Genomic DNA, 16,714 nt, shown 5'->3' with positions numbered 1-16,714 from the left:
GGCCGGCAATCGCCGCAGGAGATCACGATGCCCGTCGCCGCGCTCGCCGGACGAGTACAGACACGCGCCGAACTGTCCCAGAACACCTACGACCTGCTCGTCATCGGAGGGGGCATCCTCGGTACCGCCGTCACCTGGATGGCGGCACAATCCGGGCTGCGGGTAGCGATGGTCGACGCCAACGACTTCGCCGGAGCGACGTCGAGCGCCTCGAGCAAACTCGTCCACGGCGGGCTGCGGTACCTGCAGACCGGCAACTTCAAACTGGTCGCCGAGAACCATCGCGAACGCCGCGCCCTCGCCTCGGACATCGCACCCCACCTCGTCAAACCATTGACGTTCGTGGTGCCGATCTATCGCGGGAGCCCGCACGGCGCGGCGAAGCTCGGCGCCGGCGTGTTCCTCTACTCGGCGCTGTCGGCGTTCGGTGACGGCCTCGGCCGGGTCATCACCCCTCGGCAGGCAGCCGACCGGGTGCCGGCGTTACGGACGAGCGGCCTCAAAGCGGCGGCCGTCTACGGCGACCACCAGATGAACGACAGCCGGGTGGCCGTCATGACCGTGCAGGCGGCGGTCGCCGCCGGCGCCGACGTCCTCAACCACGCTCGCGTCGTCGGCCTGCGCACCACCCGGGGCCGGGTCACCGGAGCCGATGTGCGTGACCAGATCGACGGCGTCGAGTTCGGTGTCAACGCCCGGCTCGTGCTGAACGCGACCGGCCCATGGGTCGACCACCTGCGACGGCTGGAGGACCCGGCCGCCGCCCCGAGCGTCCGGCTGTCCAAGGGCGCGCACCTGGTGCTTCGCCGTGCCGACGCGTGGCAGGCCGCGCTGACGATACCGATCGACAAGTACCGCGTCTCGTTCGCGATCCCGTGGGAGGACCACCTGCTGCTGGGCACCACCGACGAGCCGTACGACAACGACCCGGCCGCTGTCGCGGTCACCGACGCCGACATCAGCCAGATTCTCGACGAGGCCGGCCACGCGGTCGCCGACTACCAGCTGCGGCGCGAGGACATCACCTACACGTTCGCCGGCCTGCGGGTGCTGCCCGGCGGTCCGGGTGACGTCAGCGAAGCCAAGCGGGAAACCGTACTCACCCGGGGGCGCGGGGGCATGCTGTCGGTCGCGGGTGGCAAGTGGACCACGTACCGCCACATCGGCAAGGTCGTCTTCGACGCGCTCACCAAGCTGCCCGGCCGTCCGCTCGGGGCGACGATCGCCCGTGGGCCGCGGATGGTCCCCCTGCCCGGCCTCGCCAACGCCGATGCGGTCGCTCGTCGCCTCCAACTGGAGCGCGAGCGGGGCGTCAGCCTCGCCGGCGACATCGCCAGCCACCTCGCCTCGCACTATGGTTCCGTCGCGTTCGATCTCGCACAGCTGATGCGTGACGACCCGGCACTCGCCGAACGCGTCCATCCCGACGGTCCCGACATCTGGGCCCAGGTGGCCTTCGCCCGCGACCGGGAGTGGGCGGTCACCGTCGAGGATGTCGTACGGCGGCGGACGACACTCACCGTTCGAGGCCTGGACACTGCGCTGATCCGTGAGCAGATCGGCAGCGTCCTAGCAGGAACGAGCCCGGGCCGCTGAACCTGCGGCCACATCCGGGCCGGCCGTCGGGCCGAGGTCAGTGACCGGTCCGGATGCGCGTCGCGCACCGGTTGCGTCGGGGCCGGCGATCGGCGCCGGGTGGACGGTCCAGGAGCCCTTCGAGCGCCGTTTCGACGCGTACAGCGCGGCGTCGGCGTGCAGGAGGAGCTCATCGGTGGACGTGCCGTGTTCGGGGGCCAGGGCGATGCCGACGCTGACGCCGACCCGCACTGTCGCCGCGTCGTCGAGGTGGTAGGGCAGACCGCAGGCCTCGATGAGCCGTTCGGCGGTGTGGACGGCGGCCGCGGCGGTGACGCCCGGCAGCACGACCACGAACTCGTCCCCGCCGATCCGGCAGACCAGGTCCTGCCCGCGCACGGCCTGGCGCAGCCGGACGGCCACGCTCTTGAGCAGCCGGTCGCCGACGGCGTGCCCGTGCCGGTCGTTGATCGGCTTGAACCCGTCCAGGTCGAGGCACAGCACGGCGAAGGCGTCCTGTCGGTGGTCGCGGGCCAGGCCGTCGAGCAGGGCGGCCGTGCGCTCGCGCAGCAGCAGGCGGTTGGCGAGACCGGTCAGCGGGTCGTGCATGGAGAGCCGGAAGTTCTCCTGCTGCGCCACGAATGCGCTGATCAGGATCGTGTGGTTCTGCAGGACGAGCAGGTGGAAGGCGATCGGCGCGGCCGGGGCCAGGACGGCCACCGCGCGCAGCTGCGGCACGGCGAGGAATCCCACCACCTGCGCCGCGCCCATCAGGTACAACAGCGGCGCTGCCAGGCGGGGGAACGCGGCGTAGCGGGAGGCGACGTAGCCCATGAACCCGATGGGCAGGATGCACCCCAGCACCAGCAGGCGCGGGTCGCCGGCGCGCAACGCGCCGACGACGCCGGCGGCCATGACGACGAACCAGATGACGTTCGCCAGCACGAGGCCGCGGTGGGGCGGGTGCCCGCGTCCGGATGCCGCCCGCCGGTGCCGCAGCGTCAGCCACATCCGGCCGGCCTGGATCGCGCCGTCGGCCACGATCCACGCCAACGCCCAGACGCGTCCGGTGATCAACAGCGCGAACCAGCCGACCGCCTGACTCCACAACAGGGCGGCCACCGCCAGGAGCCAGGTGTCGGGCAGTGTCGCCCGCCGGGCCGCGCGGATCTCGTACGGCTCGTCGGCGCCACGCGCGAACGTCCGCGGCCGTGACCCGCCGCCACGCGCCCAGCGTTCCGACCCCGACGAACGACCCATGGTCCGGTCATCGGCGTCGACGGCCCGGACCTGAGCGATCCCCGGAGCCGAAACCGGCCCGGGGGGCGGCCGGTCAGCGACCGGCGCGGCGGGTGAGCAGCCAGGCCCCGGGGAGCAGGCCGGCGGCCAGCAGGACCTTCAGCGCGTCGCCGGCCAGGAACGGCACGACACCGGCCTCGACGGCGGCGACGGCGGACAGGTCGCGGGCCAGCGCCAGATACGGCACGCCGACGGCGTAGATCGCAAGGTTGCCGGCGATCATGGTGCCCACGGTCCGCACCGGGGTGCGGTCGCCGCCGCGCCGGGCCAGCGCCCCGACCACGGCCGCCGCCAGCACGAACCCGACGACGTAGCCGAACGACGCCGCGCCCGCGCCGCTCGAGCCCTGGGCGAACCACGGCACCCCGGCCACTCCCACCGCCAGGTAGAGCGCCATGGCGGCGACGCCGCGGACCGGACCCAGGGCGGCGCCGACGATCAGCACGGCGAAGGTCTGCCCCGACAGCGGCACCGGCGACAGCGGCTCGATGCTCACCGCGATCTGGGCGGCCGCCCCGGTCAGCGCCGCGCCGCCGGCGACGAGCGCGGCGTCGCGGACCAGCGCACCGGGCAACCGATCCGCGATGACGCCGGCCGGGCGTACAGCGAGACCCTCGGTAACCATCAACGACCTCCCTTTCGGTTCAACCGCTCAAGGGTGCGCCCGTTCCGCCGCGACCGCTGCGGTCGTTGTCACACCGGTGCGGCGGGTCCGCCTCGTCGAGCCGGGCGGCTTCAGCGGTACACCGGAAGGGTGGGAACCGCGGCGAGGAGTTGGCGGGTGTAGGGGTCGGCGGGGCGGTCGAAGACGTCGTCGGCCGGGCCGCGCTCCACCACGGCGCCGTCCTGCATCACCAGGACCTCGTCGCTGAGCTGGCGGATGACGGCCAGGTCGTGCGAGATGAACAGCATCGCCAGGCCGCGCTGCGCCCGCAGGTCGGCGAGCAGCTCGAGGATCTGGGCCTGGATGGAGACGTCCAGGGCGGACACCGGCTCGTCGCACACGAGCAGCTCGGGGCCGGTGGCCAGGGCCCGGGCGATCGCGACGCGCTGGCGCTGGCCGCCGGACATCTCGGCCGGGCGGCGTTCGGCCAGCGAGGCGGCCAGGCCGACGGTCTCCAGGAGCTCGGCGACGCGCCGGCGCCGGGCTCCCCGGTCGCGCTCCGCCCGCAGCGCCTCGGCGATCACCTGGCCGGCGGTGAAACGCGGGTCGAACGCGCCGAGCGGGTCCTGCTGGATGAGCTGGACGCGGCCGCGCTGCGGGCGGCGGCGCCGTTCCGGCACCGAACTCCACGGGGCGCCGGCGAAGCGGACGTCGCCCTCGTCGGGGCGCAGCAGGCCGAGGGCGATGCGGGCCACGGTGCTCTTGCCGGACCCGGACTCGCCGACGACGCCGACGGTGCGGCCGGCGGTGACGGTGAACGAGACGTCGCGCACGGCGGAGTGGTCGGTGCCGTCCGGGCGGCGGTACCGCTTGCTGACCCCCCGCACCTCGAGCAGCGCCGGGCCGGCGGGCCCGGGGTCCCGGCGGGACCGGCCGGTGGGGACAGCGTCGAGGAGCCGCCGGGTGTACGGGTGGCGAGCCGCTCCGAGCACCGACGCCGGGGGGCCCGACTCGACGACGACACCCTCGCGCAGCACCAGGATGTGGTCGGCCATCCGGGCCACCACGGCCAGGTCGTGGCTGATCATGAGTAGCGCGGTGCCGCCGGCCTTGAGCTCCTCCAGCAGCGTCAGCACCTGCGCCTGCACGGTGACGTCGAGGGCGGTGGTCGGTTCGTCGACGACGAGGACCGGCGGGTTCGCGATGGTGGCGGAGGCGATGAGGGCCCGCTGGCGCAGGCCGCCGGAGAGCTGGTGGGGGTACTGCTGCGCCCGCACCCCCGCCTCCGGCACCCCGGCGTCGACGAGCGCCGCGACCGCCCGGCCGGGACGCAGCGCCCGCGCGATCAGGCGGTGCCGGCGCAGCGGCTCGCCGACGTCGCGGCCGACCCGGTGCAGCGGGTTGAGCGAGCCGAGCGCGTCCTGCGCGACGAGCCCGATGTCGCGGCCGCGCAGGCGCCGCCACTGGGCCTCGGTCAGCGTGGTCAGGTCCCGGCCGGAGAGCCGCAGCGCCGCGGCGGTGACGGTCGCGGCCGGGCCGGCCAGGCCGAGCAGGGCGCGGGCGGTGGCGCTCTTGCCGGACCCGGACTCGCCGACGATGGCCAGGCACTGTCCCTTGTGGAGGGTGAAGGCGATGCCCCGGACCGCCTGGACGGCACCGCGGGCGGTGCGGAACGTGACGTGCAGGTCGTCGGCGGCCAGGACCGGGTCGGGGCTCATCGCGGTGCCACCGCGGAAGCCCGGCGCAGGTCGGCGATCCAGCGCGCGTCCCGTCGCGACCGGCGCCGGTGTCCGCGGTCCGCCAGGATGTCGGCGGCCCGGGCGGCGTCCCCGCTGCGGGCCAACGCGTCGCACAGCGTGTCCACGACGATGTCCTGCTGCAGGCGGCTGCCGCCGACGAGGTCCACCGCCGCGACCACGCCGCCGAGGTGCTGGGCGGCCACGTCGTAGCGGCCGTCGGCGTGCGCGGCGATGCCGTCGAGGACGGCGAGGACGACGTCGCGGTTGGGCCGGGCGGTCTCGGCCGCCCACGCGGCGCGGAGGGTGACGAGGCCGTCCCGGTCGGCGGCGGCGAGGGCGAGGGCGGCGTGCACGTCGAACAGCGCGCCGCGCGCGGCCGCGAGCTGGGCGCGGGCAAGCTCGGCGACCGGGTCCCACGGCAGGCCGGTGTGGCCGTCGATCCGCAGCCGCCACAGCACGGCGGCGGCGTCGACGAGCGTGGTGCGGCGGGTGGAGACGTGGGGGTCGATGGCGGTGTGGTACCGCCGCAGCCCGAGCTCGGCGTCGTCGTTCTCCAGCGCCACGAGCGCGTGATGCCAGCGCAGGTGCGTCTGCAGCGGCGAGCGCGGGTGCCGGGTGCCGAACCAGCCGTTGAGGAACGACTCCACGGCGCCGATGCGCCCGGTCTCGTGCAGGACGTGGACGTACCCGTGGCAGGCGGCGCGGTTGTCGGGCCGGTCCAGCAGCGAGCGCTCGGCCGCGGCCTCGGCCTCCGCGAACTGCCAGGCCTCCTCCAGCTCCAGCGCGCAGATCCCGGCCAGGGCCCAGTCGTCCGGGAACGCGGCCGCCGACGGCGCGGCCAGCGCGAGCACGCCGGCGCGGCCGGTGCCGGCGGCGATGCGCCGGCCGCTGAGCAGCCCGGCGGCGAACCCGAGCACGAGGAGGTCGCCGGGGTGTGCCTCCAGATGCTCGGCGTAGGCGGCGAGGCTGGCGGGCGGCGCGGTGACGAGGTCGATCTGGCGGGCCTCGCGCGGGCCGAGCCGGTCGGGACGCTCGCGGCGCAGCCGGACGGCGGCGGTGAACGCCTCCCGGGCCTCGGCGTCGCGGCCGGCCGAGGCCAGGCTGAGCCCGAGCCCGAGGTGCGCGACGGCGAGGCCGGGGTCGAGCGCGACCGCCTGGGCGAAGCCGTCGACGGCGGTGTCGTCGAGGGCCAGGTACGCGTCGACGGCGTCGAAGTACGCCGCGGCGGCCTCCTGGTGCACCGTGGACACGCGCTGTCCGTAGCGGTCGGTCGGCACGGGGGTACCTCCATGTTCGTTCACGGCCGGACCGAGCCGACGCCGAAGCGGTTACGCAGGTCGCGGCCGAGGATGGTGACGGCGACCGCGGTGACGGTGATGAGCAGGCCCGGGAAGACCCCGGCCCACCAGGCGACGGCGAGCGTCGAGCGGCCCTCGGCGAGCATCGCGCCCCACTCCGGGGTCGGCGGCTGGGTGCCGAGGCCGAGGAAGCTCAGCCCGGAGGCGAAGATGACGGCCGCGCCCAGCCCGAGCGTGGCGGTCACCAGCAGCGGGCCGGCCGCGTTGGGCAGGATGTGCCGCCACAGCGAGGTCCACGGGCCGACGCCGAGCCCGGTGGCCGCCTCGACGTAGCCGGCGGTGCGGACCACGAGCAGCCGGGAGCGCAGCAGGCGGGCGTAGCCGGGCATGTCGGCCAGGCCGATCGCCAGCAGCAGGCTGAGCTCGCCCCGGCCGGCGACGGTGACCACGACGAGGGCCAGCAGCAGCGCCGGGAACGACAGCAGCACGTCGAGCACCCGGCTGATGACGCTGTCGGCGAACCGGCCGCCGAGCGCGGCCAGGACGCTCACCGGTACGGCCACGAGCAGCGCGACGAGCGTCGCGCCGGCGGCGATGCGCAGCGAGTGCCGGGCGCCGTGGACGGCCCGCGCGAACAGGTCCCGGCCGAGCTGGTCGGTGCCGAACCAGTGGCCGGCGCCGGGCGGGCGGAACGAGGCGAGCGGGTCGGTCGCGTTCGGGTCGTGGCCGGTGAACAGCTGCGGCCACAGCGCGGCGGCGACGACGGCGAGGACGACCAGCGCCGCGGCCGAGACGGCGAGCCTACGTCCCATCGCGGCGCACCCTCGGGTCGATGACGAGGTAGGAGGCCTCGACGAGCAGGTTCACCACGACGAACACGGCGGCGGCCAGCATGACCACGCCGGTCACCATCGGCAGGTCCTTGTTCGTCACGGCGGTCAGCGCCACCTGGCCGAGCCCGGGCCGGCCGAAGACCTGCTCGATGAGGACCGAGCCGCCGAGCAGGCTGCCGACGAACCAGCCGGTGAGCGTGGTGGCCGGGACCAGGCAGTGCCGCAGCGCGTGCCCGGTCCGCACGGCCAGCGCGCCGGCGCCGCGGGCCCGGGCCGCGGTGACGAACGGCTGGGCGAGGGCGGTGTCCAGTTCCTCGCGCAGCACCTGGGCGAGCGTGCCGGCGATCGGCAGGGCGACCGCGACGGCCGGCAGCACGAGGCTGCGCCAGGTGCCGGCCTCGATGACCGGGAACACGTGCCACCGCAGCGACAGGAACGTGATGAGCAGGATGCCCAGCCAGTACTGCGGCAGCGACACGGCGACCATCTCCAGCCCGGAGAACAGCGCCCGGGCGACGCGGCTGCGCTCGGGGACCAGCACCGCCGCGCCCACCGCCAGCAGTACCGCGAGCAGCAGCGCCGCCCCCGCGAGCTGGACGGTGGGCAGCACCTGCTCGGCCACGGCACCCCACACCGGCCGCTGCAGCTGGTAGGAGGTGCCGAGGTCGCCGCGGGCCAGCTCGCCCAGCAGCCGCAGGTACTGCGCCACGACCGGGTCGTCGAGCCCGTACTCGGCGCGCACCTGGGCCTTGAGCTCCGGCGAGACCAGCGCCTGGTTGCCCATGATGATGTCGACCGGGTCGCCGGGGATCAGGTGCAGCGTCACGAAGCACAGCGTGGCGGCACCCCACAGCTGCACGATCGCGATCGCCGCCCGGCGGCCGAGGCGGCCGGCGTCACGCCGGGTGGGCACGGCCCAGCACCGACCGCTCGCCCGCCTCGACCGCGACCGTCAGGATGTTCTCCCGGGGTGGGAGCGGGCAGTTGTACCAGTCCGAGAACGCGCACGGCGGCAGGTACGCCCGGTTGAAGTCCACCACGTAGCCCTCCGGCGCCGTGCCGGCCTCGACGAAGCGGCCCGGGCGGTACGTGCTCACCCCGGTCGTCGCGTCGGCGAAGACGAACCACAGCCCGCCGTGGCCCTCGAACGCCCGGACCCGGTGCCCGGTGCCGCCGAGGGTGAACGCCAGCTCGCCCGGCACGACGTGCGCGCGGACGACGTCGTCGCGCTGGTAGGGGATCGGGGTGGCCGCGGGCGCGGCGAACGGCTCGAACGTCGCCGGGACGCGGAAGCGCTCGTCGTACGGGTACCGGTCGATGCCGGCGAAGCCCGTGCGGCCGGGCGCGGCGTGCTCGTACGTGCGCACCACCGGCCCGTCCTGCCGCACGAACGTCCGGATCGTCACGCCGGGCGCATCGAGGTCGCCCTCGACGAACGCGGTGCCGGTCACCGGCACGCCGTCGCTGGTCAGCGGCGCGCCCGGCTCGACGGTGACGGCGAGCCGGCCGTCCCGGACGTTCCAGGTGCCGGGTACGCCGTCGATGACGAGCGGCTCGGCGACCGGGTACGTGCCGGTCAGGGCGGTGTGGCCGGCCGGGCCGGCCACCTCCTCGGCGCGCGCGGCCAGCCAGGCCTCGAAGTCGTCGGTGCTCACTTGGTCCGCCACACGGTGTAGAAGGAGTCCGGGTATCCGGAGACGGTGAACTGCACGCCCTGCACGGCGTTGGAGACGCCGAGGAGGTACTGCGGGACGTAGATCGGCACCGCCGCGGCGTTGTCGATGACCCACTGCTGCAGCGGCTTGTAGGCCGCCGGCCGGTCCTCCTGCCGCAGCGCCGTGGTGCCCTGGCCGAGCCACTGGTCGACCCGCGGGTCGTCGACGTTGGCGTAGTTGGCGCCGCCCCTGGTGGCCACGAACTTCGACGACCACACGTTGTAGAGCATGTCCGGGTCGGCCCGCTGGTTGCTCTGGTCGGCGATGTCGTAGTCGCCGGCCTTGGTCCGGGCCGAGAACGTGCCGGCGTCGAGGCCCTGCACGGTCACCTCGAAACCGAGCTTCTTGGCGTTGTCGGCGACGGCCTGGGCGACGACGTCGCGCTGCTCGCGCATGACGGTGCTGTTCTGGACCCAGGCGACGCTCAGGCGCTTGCCGTCCTTGATGCGGTACCCCTGCGCGTCCTGCTGGCGCCAACCGGCCTCGTCGAGCAGCCGGTTGGCCAGGGTCAGGTCCTGCGGCCAGCTGTTCTCGAGCGTGCTGTCGTACGAGTACGGCGTGCTCGGCGTGAGGGGGCTCCAGGCGCGCGGGAAGCGGCCCGCGTAGATCGACTTGACGATGTTCTCGATGTCGATGCCGCGCTGGAACGCCTGGCGCACCTTGACGTCGTCGAACGGGGCCCGCTTGGTGTTGAGGTACGCGGTGAACGGCGTGCCGGCCGCGGCCGCGCTGAGCACCCGCACCCCGCCGCCGGCCTCGAACGCGGCCGCGGTCACCGGCGGCACGTTCGCGGCGAGCTGGGCCTGGCCGCTGCTGACCGCGCCGACCCGGATCGCGTTCTCCGGCAGGAACCGGACCTCGACCTTGTCCAGGTACGCGGCGCCCTGGTGCGGCGAGCCCTCCGGCGGCCAGTTGTAGGCGTCGTACCGCGCGAAGGTGAGGCTCTGCCCCTTGGTGTACGCGGCCGTAGTGAACGGCCCGGTGCCCACGGCCGCGCCCGGTCCGCCGGCGCACAGGACGGCCTGGCCCTTCGCGAGTGCCGCCGGCGACTGGATGCCGAGCACGGAGAACGACACCAGCTGCAGGAACGGGGCGAACGGCGACTTGAGCTTGACCACCAGCGTGCTCGGGTCGGTCGCGCTCGCCGAGCCGAACGGCAGCGAGCCGGCCAGCGGGGCCTTGGTCGCGGGGTCGGCGAAGTGGTCGAAGGTCGCCTTGGCCGCGGTCGCGTCGAGCTTCGTGCCGTCGTGGAACGTCACGCCGTCGCGCAGGTGGAAGGTGTACGTCGTGCCGTCGGCCGAGACGTCCCAGGAGCTGGCCAGCCAGGGGTGGAAGGCCCCCTTCGCGTCCTGGTAGATCAGCGAGTCGTACACGTTGCGCTGCAGGATCTGCGTGGCGATCTGACTCGGGGCCGCGGGGTCGAGGCAGGTGGGCTCGACGTCGGTGGCGAACACGACCGCGCCGCCGCGCACGGGGGCGCCGGACGCCGCGCCGTCGCCGGGCGAGCCGGTACTGCTGCATGCGGCGAGCAGCGTCACCGACGCCGCCGCCACGACCAGCCTGCGGACCATGGCTACTCCAATATTCAGACGTGATTACTAGGAAATCAGCCGCGAGCGTATACACGCGTCGACGCTCGGGCAAGGGGCTTCGACCTGTGACGTTTCTTGCTCGAGGTGCTACGAGCCGGCGGCGAGCTTGGCCAGGCGGGCCTCGCGGGAGCGGTCCAGGTGGGCGACGAGTGCCCGCCGCGCCTCCTCGGCGTCGCCGGCCTCGATCGCGTCGACGATCCGCCCGTGCTCGGCCGCGGCCGTCTCCCGGTCGGTGAGGGTCGGCTCGTCGGCGTCGTACACCGCCAGCAGCGTGTCGAGCCGCTCCAGCAGGTCGATGATCGTGGCGTTGCCGGCCGCGGCGCGCAGGGCCTTGTGCCAGGCCGCGTGCAGTTCGCGCAACCGCACCGGGTCGCCGGCCGCCGCCGCCTCGCCGGTCAGGTGCCGCAGCCGGGCCAGGTCGAACGCCGAGCGCCGGCCGGCCGCCGCGGCCGCGCACGTCGACTCGAGCGCGATGCGGGCCTCGTAGATCTCCAGCAGCTCCTCCGGGCTGCGCGTGCGCACCCGGTACCCGCGCCGGTCGCGCTCCAGCAACCCGTCGCGCTCCAGCATCGCGAGGGCCTCGCGCACCGGCGTCCGCGACACCCCGAGCCGCTCCGCGAGCACCGTCTCCAGCAGCACCGTGCCCGGCGCGATCCGACCGGCGACGATCTCGCCGCGCAGCCGCTCGTACTGGGTCGAGGCCGAGTCGCGGTTCACCGGGTCTCCTTCGGGGGGCAGTGGTGGCGAACCGATACTGTCGCACCCGCCATCCTGATGGACCTCGGGTGGCTGCGACCCCGACGATGCCGCCACGAAGTTCGCCGATTGTCTCCGCCCGCCGGCTCCGGCAGCCCTGCCGGAGCCGGCGAGGTCGCATCACGCGACGGCGGTCCCCTCGAGCTCGACCATCAGGGTGGGGATCGCCAGCCGCGTCACCCCGAGCATCGTGGTGGCCGGCGCCACCCCGGCGGCGCCCAACCGCGACGCCAGGACGCCGTAGTGCGGGAACAGCAGGTCGACGTCGGTGGTGTAGACGTTGAGCCGGACGAGGTTCGCGAGGGACATGCCGGCCTCGCCGAGCACGGCCTCCAGGTTGTCGAGGCTCAGCGCCAGCTGCGCCGCCATGTCATCGGCATGCTGGGGTCTGCCGTCGCCGCTCACCGCGGTCTGCCCGGAGCAGTACAGGGTCCGGGTGTGCCCGGTGACGACCTCGCCCTGGTTGAATCCCAACTCCGCCGACCACGTCCACGGGTTGACGGCCGTGCGCTCCAATGCCATCTCAGCTCCATTCGTCGAGGGTGCGGGCACGCTGGGACTCGAACCCGCGTGGTGGTGAGCCTGTCAGGCAATCACGACATCCTGTGTCGTGTATTTCTGTCATAGTTCTCGGGTGCGGGCCGACCGGTTGGTCACGCTGGTGCTGCTGCTGCGCCAGCGCGGTCGGCTGTCCGCGGCCACACTGGCCCGCGAGCTGGAGGTGTCCACCCGCACCGTGCTGCGCGACATCGAGGCGCTGTCCGCGGCCGGCGTCCCGGTCTACGCCGAACGCGGCCGGCACGGCGGTTTCGCGTTGCTGCCCGGTTTCCAGACCGAGCTCACCGGCCTGAACCACGACGAGGCGCTCGCGCTGCTGGTCGCCGGATCGCGGCGCGGCGCGCAGGCATTCGGTCTCGGCTCGGCGCTCGCGTCGGCCATGCTCAAGGTGGTCGACGCGCTGCCCGGCAGCTATCGGGACACCGCGGCCGGCGCGATCGAGCGATTGCTCATCGACCCGGAGACCGACCTGCTGTCGCGCCGGCTGGTCGTCGAGGAGGTCTCCGACAGCACCGTGGCCGAGGTCCGGCGCGCGGTGCTCGCCGGACACAAGCTGCGCATCCACTACGCGGCCGTGGGCCAGACCCCGAGGTGGCGCACGGTGGACCCGATCGGCCTGGTCACCGTGCGCGAGCAGGGCTACCTGCTGGCCACGAGGTCCGGCGCGGACCGCACCTACCGGCTGTCGCGGGTCCTGGCCGCCGAGGAGCTCGCCGAACCCGCGCAGCGACCGGACCGGGTCGATCTGGACCGGGCCTGGCAGGAACGCAGCACGCAGTTTCGGACCGGCGGCGACCAGGTCACCGTGCTGGCGCGGGTGAACCCGGCGCGGCGGGAGGACCTGGTGCGCACCGCGCTGGCCGTCCTCGCCGAAGCAGCCGACGCGGACGGCTGGCTGCGGCTGGAGGTGACGTTCCAGGATTCGCGGCATGCCGAATGGGCGCTGTGGCAGCTCGCCACGAACGCGGAGGCTCTGGCCCCGCAGTGGCTGCGCACCGCACTGCGCGACCGCGCCGTCGCGATCGCCACCCGCTACGACGCCACGCGGCTTTGATAATTCGTATTAGTGTCTTGACGGCGTTGTAACGGCGCGCGCAGACTCATCGATCAACGAGCCGATCCGTCGATGAGCGTCGACGCCGGACGGCCGTTCGCTCAGGGGGCCGGCCCTGCCCCCTGCCCTCGTCGCCCGCCCACGAACGGAGGGAACGCAATGACCCGTACCCCCGAAAGTCCCTTCTCCCGACGCGCGCTCCTGCGTGGCGCGGCGGCCGCCGGCGTCGCGACCGCGACCACCGGTGCCGGCCTCGTCGCGACGTCCACGCCCGCGCTCGCCGGTCCGGCCGGCTTCCCCAGCTATCGATACGTGCGCGACGCGTTCGCCGGACCGCTGCGCTACAACCCGACGGGCGAGTTCATCTTCCCGTGCGTGCGCGGCGTCTACGACAAGATCAGTGGCTATCTCGGCCGCTACTACCTCTACTACGCGCCCCACGACGCGCCCGGCGGGATCTGCCTCGCCTACGCCGACCGGCTCGAGGGCCCCTACACCGAGTACGCCAACAACCCCGTCGTCGACCGGGTGCTGCCGACCACGACGGTGAGCCACGTGTCGTCGCCGCACGTTGTGTGGGACGCGCCGACGCGTCAGTTCTACCTGTACTTCCACGGCGAGAACTTCACGACCCGGGTCGCCCGCTCGACCGACGGCATCCACTTCACCGACGAGACGCCGATCCTGTCGACGAACCTGGTGCCCAACACGACCGAGACCTCGTACGCGCGGGTCTTCGAGCACTCGGTGGCCGGCAAGGGGAACCGCTACGTGATGGTGTTCATGGGGTTGCACACGATCCGGCCGGGCACTCGCAAGATCTTCTGGGGCTGGTCGCCGAACGGCTGGAGCGGTTGGCAGTTCGCCCCGAACCCGCTGGTGTCGCCGTCCGGCGACGGGCTCACCGACGTCTCCGCACCACACCTGCTGAAGCGCAACGGCACCGCGTACCTCGCGTATCACGGCAACAGCGGCAACATGTACCTGACCGAGATCGGCAACAACTTCGACCGCGAGGTCCACCTGGGCGTGTTCCACCGGCCGATCGCGTCGGACAACGGCCGGGTGGCGTCGCCCGCGTTCGGCACGGACGGCGGCGTGGAGTACATGCTCTACGAGGCCGGGCCCCGCCTCGATGCCCGGATCTGCGTGGCTCGCGCGGTGTAGGAGCGCGAGCAGCCACTGCCGTAACTGACCGCCAGCCGCATCGCGCCGCTCCCGCTACCGGCGGGAACGGTCACGCCTGCCGTGGATCCAGAGACTTGGTCGTCGGGGTGAGCAGCTCCACGCCGCTCGCCCTGAGGGCGTTGCGCAGGTCGGGCGGCGGCGCGGTGTCGGTGATCAGGTAGTCGGCGGCGCCGAGCTCCGACACCTGGGCGAAGAGGCGGCGGCCGAACTTGGAGGAGTCGGCGAGGATCGCCACGCGGGCCGCGCGGGAGATCATCTCCTGCATCATCGCGGCCTCGGCGAGATTGCTCGTCGTGTAGCCGGCGACGGCGGAGACCGCGCCGACGCCGATCAGCGCCAGATCGCAGCTGATGTCCAGCTCGACGCCGGCGGTGGCGCGGAAGCTGACCGGGCCGATCGTGGCGAGCGTGAGCGCGCGCACCGCGCCGCCGAAGACGTAGATGTCGCGGATGGCCGTGGGCGGGAGCGCACCCGGCACCAGCAGGTTGTTCGTCGCCACCGTGAGGTTGCGGTGCTGGCCGAGGTTGCGGGCGAGCGCGAGGGTGGTCGTCCCGCCGTTGATCATGATGGTCGAGCCGTCCTGGACCAGGGATGCGGCCAGCGCCGCGATCTTCTCTTTCTCCTGCTCCTGCACCGTGAGTCGCTGGTCGACGGCGCGGTCGGTGGTGCGCGAGACCGTGGACAGGCTGACGGCGCCGCCGTATGTGCGCACGAGGATGCCCTCGGCGGCCAGCTGATCGAGATCGCGTCGCACGGTGTCGATGGAGACGCCGAAGCGCTCGGCCAACTCGCCCACCGTGACCTGGCCGGAGTCGGCAACATACGCGGCCAACTGAGCCTTGCGCCCGGCAGGTAGATGGCGCTGCCGCTCGTCCCTGCCAACGCTCACTGTTCCCCCCTTGTCAGTGCGGGAGTATGCCACACTTGCCGGTCCGCTGAGAGCATCGCTGCGTAGAGCAGCGAAGAGCGGCAAGGATGGGCAAATCTGGTCGAAGCCCGGTGTCGGCTGGGCAAACTGCAGCTAGAAGGGTGGCAGTGGGATGCCAGGTTTTGCCTCATGACGCAATAGTATGCCGTACTCCGCAGTTTCTTGCTGTTCTTCTCTTGTCTTGATCTGTAACACGCTGCTAACGTGGCGCCAACACCGCGGAGAACAGAAAGATCTCGATATAGAAGGAGCATGCCATGGCGGTACGTGCATCCCGGCTGAAGCGAGCGTTAGGGGCAGTGACGGCGGCCGCGCTGATCGCGGTCGTGGCGGCGTGCGGCTCGGGCGACTCGGCCGACAGTGCCTCGGGTGGCGACGTGACGCTGGAGTTCGCCCAGTGGTGGGGGGCCGAGCTTCCGGCCGGGGAGTTCGACAAGATCGTCAACGATTTCACCGCACAGAACCCGAACATCAAGATCAAGCTGCTGAGCGCGCCGTACGCCTCGACCAAGCAGCAGCTCATCACCGGTGCCGCGTCGAAGACCCTGCCCGACGTGGTGGGCCTCGACGGCGCCTGGGTCAACGACTTCGCCAAGCAGGGTGCGATCACCGACCTGTCCAAGCTGATGACGGACGCGAACTACGACACCAGCCAGCTCGCCAGCCAGGTGCAGGTCAAGGGCAAGACCTACATGATCCCGGTGGTCAACTTCGTCTACCCGCTCTTCGTCAACAAGGACCTGCTCGCCAAGGCCGGCGTCGCCGACGTGCCCGCCACGCGCACCCAGTTCCTTGACGCGGCCAAGAAGATCAGCGCGACCGGCACCGACGTGAAGGGCTGGGCGCTCCCGCTCGACACCGCCGTCCCCAACGGCATCCAGAACGACGTCATGTCCTGGCTCTGGGCCTCCGGCGGCAGCATGCTGAAGGACGGCAAGCCCGACCTGACCAGCGCGCCCGTCAAGAGCACGGTCGAGTACGTGAAGAGCCTGAACGACGCCGGCGTCATCGCCCCCGGCTCGCTCACCATGAAGGAACAGGACAAGGTCGAGAAGTTCACCAACGGCCAGGTCGGCATGATGATCGACTCGCTCGCGCACATCAACCTGATCAAGAAGAACAAGCCGGACCTGAAGTTCGAGGTGGCCGCCCTTCCGTCCGTGGACGGCTACACCGGCAAGCGCGGCATCCCGTACGCGTCGTGGGGCATCGGCGTCTCCAACTCCACCAAGCACAAGGCCGAGGCGTTCAAGTTCGTGTCCTACCTGATGAGCCAGGAGACCAACGCGAAGCTGAGCACGATCGCGAACGGCTTCCCGGGCAACAAGAACGCCAAGCCCGACTTCAGCAACAGCGACCCGATGTTCAAGACCGCCTTCGACATCTACCAGCAGGGCTACCCGGCCAACGAGTTCGTCGGCCTGCCCAAGTCCGAGGACCTGATGCGCAGCTTCGACGAGCAGCTCCAGCTCGTGCTGACCGGCAAGACGACCGTCGACGAGGCCCTCGCCAAGTCGCAGGCGTCCTGGTCCTCGGTGATCGAGTAGCCCGCCCGGGCGCCGTGCCGGTCCGCCG

Annotated in this window: 15 protein-coding genes; 4 read left to right on the top strand and 11 right to left on the bottom strand. The window is 72.7% G+C overall.

Annotated features, from left to right (window positions below; all coding sequences use genetic code 11):
• Positions 1 to 27 precede the first annotated feature (27 nt).
• Positions 28 to 1,596 (top strand): glycerol-3-phosphate dehydrogenase/oxidase, encoded by a 1,569-nt coding sequence (locus tag IEZ31_RS14900; RefSeq protein WP_190250424.1) that lies wholly within the window; start codon positions 28 to 30, stop codon positions 1,594 to 1,596.
• On the opposite strand, the gene IEZ31_RS14895 is transcribed toward IEZ31_RS14900, so the two are convergent.
• The 10 genes from IEZ31_RS14895 to IEZ31_RS14850 form a co-directional block, all read right to left on the bottom strand.
• Complete coding sequence (locus IEZ31_RS14895) at positions 1,570 to 2,835, bottom strand: sensor domain-containing diguanylate cyclase (RefSeq protein WP_190250423.1); 1,266 nt, start codon at positions 2,833 to 2,835, stop codon at positions 1,570 to 1,572. The two genes, IEZ31_RS14900 and IEZ31_RS14895, sit on opposite strands and share 27 nt — an antisense overlap.
• 73 nt (positions 2,836 to 2,908) lie before the next feature.
• Positions 2,909 to 3,499 carry a biotin transporter BioY gene (locus IEZ31_RS14890; protein ID WP_190250422.1) on the bottom strand — a complete coding sequence of 197 codons (591 nt, stop codon included), beginning with the start codon at positions 3,497 to 3,499 and terminating at the stop codon, positions 2,909 to 2,911.
• A 110-nt stretch (positions 3,500 to 3,609) separates the two neighbouring features.
• Positions 3,610 to 5,196 carry a dipeptide ABC transporter ATP-binding protein gene (locus IEZ31_RS14885; protein WP_190250421.1) on the bottom strand — a complete coding sequence of 529 codons (1,587 nt, stop codon included), beginning with the start codon at positions 5,194 to 5,196 and terminating at the stop codon, positions 3,610 to 3,612.
• Positions 5,193 to 6,494 (bottom strand): tetratricopeptide repeat protein, encoded by a 1,302-nt coding sequence (locus IEZ31_RS14880; protein ID WP_190250420.1) that lies wholly within the window; start codon positions 6,492 to 6,494, stop codon positions 5,193 to 5,195. Before IEZ31_RS14880 ends, IEZ31_RS14885 begins: the two co-directional genes overlap by 4 nt.
• 20 nt (positions 6,495 to 6,514) lie before the next feature.
• Positions 6,515 to 7,327 carry an ABC transporter permease gene (locus tag IEZ31_RS14875; protein WP_190250419.1) on the bottom strand — a complete coding sequence of 271 codons (813 nt, stop codon included), beginning with the start codon at positions 7,325 to 7,327 and terminating at the stop codon, positions 6,515 to 6,517.
• A complete protein-coding gene (locus IEZ31_RS14870; RefSeq protein ID WP_229835031.1) occupies positions 7,317 to 8,261 on the bottom strand; it encodes an ABC transporter permease in 945 nt (314 codons plus the stop codon). Before IEZ31_RS14870 ends, IEZ31_RS14875 begins: the two co-directional genes overlap by 11 nt.
• The gene (locus IEZ31_RS14865; protein WP_190250418.1) at positions 8,245 to 9,003 is read right to left on the bottom strand and encodes a DUF1684 domain-containing protein; all 759 of its coding nucleotides are present in this window, start codon (positions 9,001 to 9,003) and stop codon (positions 8,245 to 8,247) included. Before IEZ31_RS14865 ends, IEZ31_RS14870 begins: the two co-directional genes overlap by 17 nt.
• Positions 9,000 to 10,634: an ABC transporter substrate-binding protein gene (locus tag IEZ31_RS14860; protein WP_190250417.1), complete on the bottom strand. Its 1,635-nt coding sequence runs from the start codon at positions 10,632 to 10,634 to the stop codon at positions 9,000 to 9,002. Before IEZ31_RS14860 ends, IEZ31_RS14865 begins: the two co-directional genes overlap by 4 nt.
• Positions 10,635 to 10,742: 108 nt before the next feature.
• Positions 10,743 to 11,372, bottom strand: coding sequence for a GntR family transcriptional regulator (locus tag IEZ31_RS14855; RefSeq protein WP_190250416.1), 630 nt, complete (start codon positions 11,370 to 11,372; stop codon positions 10,743 to 10,745).
• A gap of 159 nt (positions 11,373 to 11,531) precedes the next feature.
• Entirely contained in the window at positions 11,532 to 11,933 is a 402-nt protein-coding gene (locus IEZ31_RS14850; RefSeq protein ID WP_229835029.1) for a RidA family protein, read from the bottom strand.
• A 112-nt stretch (positions 11,934 to 12,045) separates the two neighbouring features.
• Between IEZ31_RS14850 and IEZ31_RS14845 the strand changes: the two genes are divergently transcribed.
• Positions 12,046 to 13,023 (top strand): helix-turn-helix transcriptional regulator, encoded by a 978-nt coding sequence (locus tag IEZ31_RS14845; protein ID WP_190250415.1) that lies wholly within the window; start codon positions 12,046 to 12,048, stop codon positions 13,021 to 13,023.
• Positions 13,024 to 13,182: 159 nt separating this feature from the next.
• Complete coding sequence (locus IEZ31_RS14840; RefSeq protein ID WP_190250414.1) at positions 13,183 to 14,190, top strand: glycoside hydrolase family protein; 1,008 nt, start codon at positions 13,183 to 13,185, stop codon at positions 14,188 to 14,190.
• 70 nt (positions 14,191 to 14,260) lie between these two features.
• Here the strand turns inward: IEZ31_RS14840 and IEZ31_RS14835 are convergent, their stop codons facing one another.
• Entirely contained in the window at positions 14,261 to 15,100 is an 840-nt protein-coding gene (locus tag IEZ31_RS14835) for a DeoR/GlpR family DNA-binding transcription regulator (RefSeq protein ID WP_229835027.1), read from the bottom strand.
• 296 nt (positions 15,101 to 15,396) lie between these two features.
• Between IEZ31_RS14835 and IEZ31_RS14830 the strand changes: the two genes are divergently transcribed.
• The gene (locus IEZ31_RS14830; RefSeq protein ID WP_190250413.1) at positions 15,397 to 16,686 is read left to right on the top strand and encodes an ABC transporter substrate-binding protein; all 1,290 of its coding nucleotides are present in this window, start codon (positions 15,397 to 15,399) and stop codon (positions 16,684 to 16,686) included.
• The last annotated feature ends 28 nt before the right edge of the window (positions 16,687 to 16,714 follow it).

The organism is Dactylosporangium sucinum (assembly GCF_014647515.1).
Classification (GTDB): Bacteria; Actinomycetota; Actinomycetes; order Mycobacteriales; family Micromonosporaceae; genus Dactylosporangium; species Dactylosporangium sucinum.
The sequence above is the reverse complement of the archived record's forward strand: the minus strand, read 5'-3'. Positions and strand labels throughout refer to the sequence as shown.

Coding starts and splice junctions, on each gene's coding strand:
- IEZ31_RS14890 (WP_190250422.1), bottom strand. CDS start 3,499: ATGGTTACCGAGGGTCTCGCTGTACGCCCGGCCGGCGTCATCGCGGAT.
- IEZ31_RS14830 (WP_190250413.1), top strand. CDS start 15,397: ATGGCGGTACGTGCATCCCGGCTGAAGCGAGCGTTAGGGGCAGTGACG.
- IEZ31_RS14850 (WP_229835029.1), bottom strand. CDS start 11,933: ATGGCATTGGAGCGCACGGCCGTCAACCCGTGGACGTGGTCGGCGGAG.
- IEZ31_RS14840 (WP_190250414.1), top strand. CDS start 13,183: ATGACCCGTACCCCCGAAAGTCCCTTCTCCCGACGCGCGCTCCTGCGT.
- IEZ31_RS14860 (WP_190250417.1), bottom strand. CDS start 10,634: ATGGTCCGCAGGCTGGTCGTGGCGGCGGCGTCGGTGACGCTGCTCGCC.
- IEZ31_RS14895 (WP_190250423.1), bottom strand. CDS start 2,835: ATGGGTCGTTCGTCGGGGTCGGAACGCTGGGCGCGTGGCGGCGGGTCA.
- IEZ31_RS14885 (WP_190250421.1), bottom strand. CDS start 5,196: ATGAGCCCCGACCCGGTCCTGGCCGCCGACGACCTGCACGTCACGTTC.
- IEZ31_RS14900 (WP_190250424.1), top strand. CDS start 28: ATGCCCGTCGCCGCGCTCGCCGGACGAGTACAGACACGCGCCGAACTG.
- IEZ31_RS14875 (WP_190250419.1), bottom strand. CDS start 7,327: ATGGGACGTAGGCTCGCCGTCTCGGCCGCGGCGCTGGTCGTCCTCGCC.